The sequence below is a fragment of the Dietzia aerolata genome (genome assembly GCF_014144865.1).
Lineage (GTDB): Bacteria > Actinomycetota > Actinomycetes > Mycobacteriales > Mycobacteriaceae > Dietzia > Dietzia aerolata.
Map to the genome: position 1 here is coordinate 1 of NZ_JAALDM010000176.1, position 4,923 is coordinate 4,923.

The 4,923-nt window shown below is 71.1% G+C and carries 4 protein-coding genes; 3 read left to right on the forward strand and 1 reads right to left on the reverse strand.

The annotated features are described in order from the left end of the window. The coding region (locus G6016_RS11065) for a DNA glycosylase AlkZ-like family protein (protein WP_182632708.1) at positions 1 to 3,090 on the forward strand (3,090 nt) is incomplete at its 5' end. 75 nt (positions 3,091 to 3,165) lie between these two features. Here the strand turns inward: G6016_RS11065 and G6016_RS11070 are convergent. Next, entirely contained in the window at positions 3,166 to 3,507 is a 342-nt protein-coding gene (locus tag G6016_RS11070; protein ID WP_182632709.1) for a DUF1330 domain-containing protein, read from the reverse strand. 118 nt (positions 3,508 to 3,625) lie between these two features. Between G6016_RS11070 and G6016_RS11075 the strand changes: the two genes are divergently transcribed. Continuing rightward, positions 3,626 to 4,549 (forward strand): cation diffusion facilitator family transporter, encoded by a 924-nt coding sequence (locus G6016_RS11075; protein WP_182632710.1) that lies wholly within the window; start codon positions 3,626 to 3,628, stop codon positions 4,547 to 4,549. A gap of 3 nt (positions 4,550 to 4,552) precedes the next feature. After that, the coding region (locus G6016_RS11080) for a DNA-formamidopyrimidine glycosylase family protein (protein WP_338403586.1) at positions 4,553 to 4,923 on the forward strand (371 nt) is incomplete at its 3' end.

The following is a 4,923-nucleotide window of genomic DNA, read 5'->3' on the forward strand; positions in this document are numbered from 1 at the left end:
CGCGCGATGGGCGGGTTCCTGCGGGAGGTCGCCGGTGGGGACGACGCGTCGGTCACCGCCCGCCTGGACGCCGCGGGGCTCGACGCCAACGCCACCGCCAACCTGCGTAGGTACCTCGCCGAGCAGCGCGAGGCCACGGGTCACGTGCCGAGCGACACCACCCTGGTGGTGGAGCGTTTCCGCGACGAGGTGGGGGACTGGCGCGTGGTGCTGCACTCGCCGTTCGGTGCGCGGGTGCACTGGCCGTGGGCGGAGGCGGTGCGCGCACGGCTGGCCGCCGCGCACGGGTTCGACGCGGTGCCGGTGGTCTCCGACGACGGCATCATCTTGCGGGTCCCCGACATGGGTGGCGACGGCGGCCTCGGCAACAACAATTATGACGACGACAACGACCGTTCACCCGCTACCACCCTGACCCGGCCGGGTGCCGAGACCTTCGCGATCGATCCGGATGAGGCCGTGGACCTGGTGACCCGGCACGTGGGCGGTTCGGCGTTGTTCGCCTCGCGCTTCCGGGAGTGCTCCGCCCGCGCACTGCTCTTCCCGAGGCTCGATCCGGGCAGGCGGGCACCGTTGTGGCAGCAGCGGCAGAAGTCGGCGCAACTGCTCGACGTCGCCCGGAAATACCCGGATTTCCCGATGATCCTGGAGGCCGTGCGCGAGTGCCTGCAGGACGTCTACGACGTGCCGGCACTTGAGCGGGTGCTGGGTGAGATCGCCTCGCGCACGGTGCGGCTCGTCGAGGTGGACACCCCGAGTGCGTCACCGTTCGCGCAGTCCCTGCTCTTCGACTACGTGGGCGCCTTCGTCTACGAGGGCGACTCGCCGCTGGCCGAGAAGCGTGCCGCGGCGCTCAGCATCGACCCCACGCTGCTCGGGCAGTTGCTGGGCCGGGTCGAGCTGCGTGAGCTTCTCGACGCCGAGGTCCTCGACGAGGTCGAGCGCCGCCTCCAACATCTCGAACCGGAGCGCGCCGCCCGCGACGCCGAGGGCGTCGCCGATCTGCTCCGCCTTCTCGGCCCGCTCACCCTCGACGAGATCGCGGAGCGGTCAACGGCCCAGGACACCTCCGGCCCGGCCGACACGGCGACCGTGCTCGCCTGGCTCGATTCGCTGGCCGGCGCCGGCCGTGTGGTTCCCGTCGAGCACAGCGGCACGTCGTGGTGGGCGGTGGTCGAGGAAGTGGCCCGTCTGCGGGACGGTCTCGGCGTGCCCCCGCCGGTCGGGGTGCCGTCGGCGTTCCTCGGCGATGTCGCAGATCCGCTCGGCGAGCTCGTTCGCCGGTATGCGCGGACGCACGGGCCGTTCACCGCGGATGCCGTGGCGCAGCGTTTCGGGCTGGGCGTCGCCGTTGCCCGGGGCGTGCTGGATCGTCTGACCGCGTCGGGCGATCTGCTCGCCGGCGAGTTCCGTCCCGGGGCGACGGGCTCCGAGTGGTGCGACTCCGAGGTGCTGCGCCGCATCCGTCGCCGGTCGCTCGCGGCACTGCGCAGCCAGATCGAGCCGGTCTCACACTCGACACTCGGCCGCTTCCTGCCCACCTGGCAGGCTATGGGCACCCAGTCAGCCTCCCGACCCGCCGCCGGACCCGCTGCCCGAACCGCCGCACAGCCCGGCACTCAACCCGCCACGGGGAACGGCGTAGTGGCAGGTACCGAGTCCGGCGTCGACGGCGTGCTCGCGGTGATCGAGCAACTCGACGGTGTTGCCGTCCCGGCCTCCGCGCTCGAACCACTCGTCCTTGCATCCCGGGTCCGCGACTACTCACCGGTGATGCTGGACGAACTCCTGGCGGGCGGCGAGGTCATCTGGTGCGGCCGCGGCCGGGCGGGCGCCCGGGACGGCTGGGTCTCTCTACATCCGTCGGACTCCGCCGAGCTCACCCTGCCGCTGCACCGGCCGCCGGTGGAGGGGCCCGTACACCTCGCCGTGGTCGACGCACTTCGGGGCGGCGCCTTGTTCTTCCGCGACGTCGTCGCCCGCGTCAAGGAGGAGCTGGCCACCGCCGACCCAGCTGTTCCCGCCGACCCAGCTGTTCCCGCCGAGTCCAGCCAATCCGCGCTTGACCAGACCTCGCCCAACGAGACCTCGCCTAACGAGACCGCGTCCAACGGGGCTGCGCCCGCCCCCGCATCCCCAGCCATCGCGGTGACCGAGGGCGCCGTCCGCTATGCACTGTGGGACCTGGTGTGGGACGGCGCGGTCACCAACGACACCCTCGCGCCGCTGCGCGCGGTGTTGGCTGGCGGTGGCCCGTCCGGTGCGGGCACGGCGCATCGTGCATCCCGTTCCTCGGCTCGTCCGCGGCGGGCACGGTTGGGCCGAACCTCCATGGCGCAGCTATCCGGGGCGATGTCCGCCGGCAGCCGCACCCCGCCGGCGCTGGCGGGACGCTGGTCGCTCACCCCAGAGCCGGTCGCCGACGCCACCCTGCGGGCGCATGCCTGGGCGGAGTCCCTGCTGGCACGGCACGGCGTGGTGACCAGGGGAGCGGTCGAGGCAGAGGAGATCCCGGGCGGATTCGCGGCCGTGTACAAGGTGCTCGCCCAGATGGAGGACGCCGGACACTGCCGGCGCGGCTACTTCGTCGAAGGCCTCGGCGCCGCCCAGTTCGCCTCGGGCAGCACCATCGACCGACTGCGGGCCTTCGATGACACGGCCGACGACACCCCCTGGCCCTCCGGCACCGACGCACCCGTAGTCAGAGTCCTTGCCGCCACGGACCCGGCCAACCCGTATGGCGCCGCGCTGCCGTGGCCGGACGCGCTGGCGCCCGACTCGGACTCAGGTGCACCGCGTCATCGTCCGGGCCGCAAGGCGGGCGCACTCGTCGTGCTGGTCGACGGACTGCTGGTCCTGTTCGTCGAGCGGGGAGGCAGGACAGTCCTCGTATTCGGTGACCGCGATGACCGCGACGACGCCGTGGCGCTGGCAGCCGTGGCGCTGGCCGATGCCGTCCGCTCCGGAGGGGTTGGGCAGTTGACCGTGACGACCCTGGCCGGCGACACCGTGCATGCCTCGTCCTACTCCGCGGCGTTCCAGTCCGCCGGATTCGGCATCACGCCCAAGGGCCTGCGCATCCGACGCTGATCGCCGCGGGAGGTCAGGCCGGGCACATTCAGGCACGTGGAATATCAGGCCAGTGGATATCAAGGCAGGGGAATCTCAGGGCAACGAGAAGAGCGCGGCGAGGTCCGCCGAGCGGTGCCCCGGGCCGACGCCCTCCACGATGATGGCGGTCGGAGTCGACGACGACTGCCGCAGATGGCGCACCGCCACGTACTCGGGAGAGTCGTACCATCGCTCGGCGGCGGCCACATCCGAGAATCTCAGGAGCGTGACAAATCCATCCCACGCACCCTCCATCACCCGGGCCGGCAGGTTCTGGACCAGGATCTCTGCGCCGTAGCGCTCCAACGACTCATCGACGCGCCTCACGTACTCGCCCAACTCCGGGGAGAGACGGAGGTCATCGCTGCGGACCAGGACATACGCTGCCGGCGCCATGTCATCAAGGCTAACCCCAGGGGAAGCTGCCGGCCCTGGACTCGGGCCGACAAGATGCGTTAAGGTATGCGCATTGATGCATACGTCAGGCTCGCGCGAGCCGAGGAGGTGATTGACGATGGGTGCGGGACATTCCCATGGAATCGGTGGGGAGCACGTGACCGGGCATGCCGGTGCCCGCTTCAGGGTTCGGCTGGGTCTGGCCTTTGTCCTGACGGCGTCGTTCTTCGCCGTCGAACTGGTGGCCGGCCTGCTTTCGGGCTCGCTGGCGCTGCTGTCCGACGCCGGCCACATGGGCGCCGACGTGGTGGCACTGGGCGCCGCGCTGCTGGCCACGATCATCGCGACCCGCCCCGACTCGACCGGGCGGCGCACCTACGGGCACTACCGCGTCGAGATCTTCGCGTCCGGCCTGGCCGTGCTCATCATGCTCGGAATGGGCGTGTACGTCCTGGTCGAAGCGGTCGGCAGACTCGGCTCAGACGCTGACGTCGCGACGGGCACGATGCTCCTCGTCGGCGTGCTCGGCCTGGTCGTCAACCTCATCTCACTGTTCCTGCTGCGCAGTGGCTCCACCGAAAGCCTGGCGGTCCGGGGTGCCTACCTCGAGGTTCTCGCGGACGCCGCCGGCTCGGTCGGCGTGATCGCCGCGGCGATCCTCATCCGGGTGACCGGCTCGACGATCTGGGACCTCGTCGTGGCCGTGGCGATCGCGGTGTTCATCGTCGTCCGGGCCGTCGCCCTCGGGCGGCAAGTGCTCGCGGTCCTGGCGCAGCACGCACCCGACGGGATCGACCCCGCCGACGTGACCGATGACCTCGCCGCGATCGACGGCGTGACCGAGGTGCACGACCTCCACCTGTGGACCCTCACCTCCGGGATGAACGTCGCCACCGTCCACATGGTCGTGGACCCGGGCTCGGACAACGCCGACATCCTCGACACCGCCCAACGCACCCTCCGCGAACGGCACGGACTCGTACACGTCACCGTGCAACTGGAAGCCGACGGCGTGGTGGCCTGCAGCCGACTGGACTGGTGACCGGTGCCTGAAGGCGACACCGTCTACCGGGCGGCCGCACACATGAGGCAGGCGCTCAGAGATCGCGTCCTGACCCGGGCCGAACTGCGGGTTCCGAGATTTTCCGCGGTCGACCTGGTCGGTCGGAGAGTGGAGGACGTCCGGTCGAGGGGGAAGAACCTCGTCGTCGTCGTATGCCCTGACCAGTACGGACGCGACCCTGTGACCCTCCACCTCCACCTCAAGATGGAGGGCCGCATCCACGTCCTGGCCGCCGGCGAGCGGTGGCGGTTCCCCGCGCACACGGTGCGGCTCGTGCTGGGCGTGGGGGACTCGGGCGCGGACAGACCGGGCGCGGGGGGCTCGGGAGGCCACTCGGGCGGCGGGGCAGTGGA

Excerpts from the sequence above, each read along its gene's own strand:
- G6016_RS11070 (WP_182632709.1), bottom strand. The coding sequence starts at position 3,507 with ATGGCGCCGGCAGCGTATGTCCTGGTCCGCAGCGATGACCTCCGTCTC.
- G6016_RS11075 (WP_182632710.1), top strand. The coding sequence starts at position 3,626 with ATGGGTGCGGGACATTCCCATGGAATCGGTGGGGAGCACGTGACCGGG.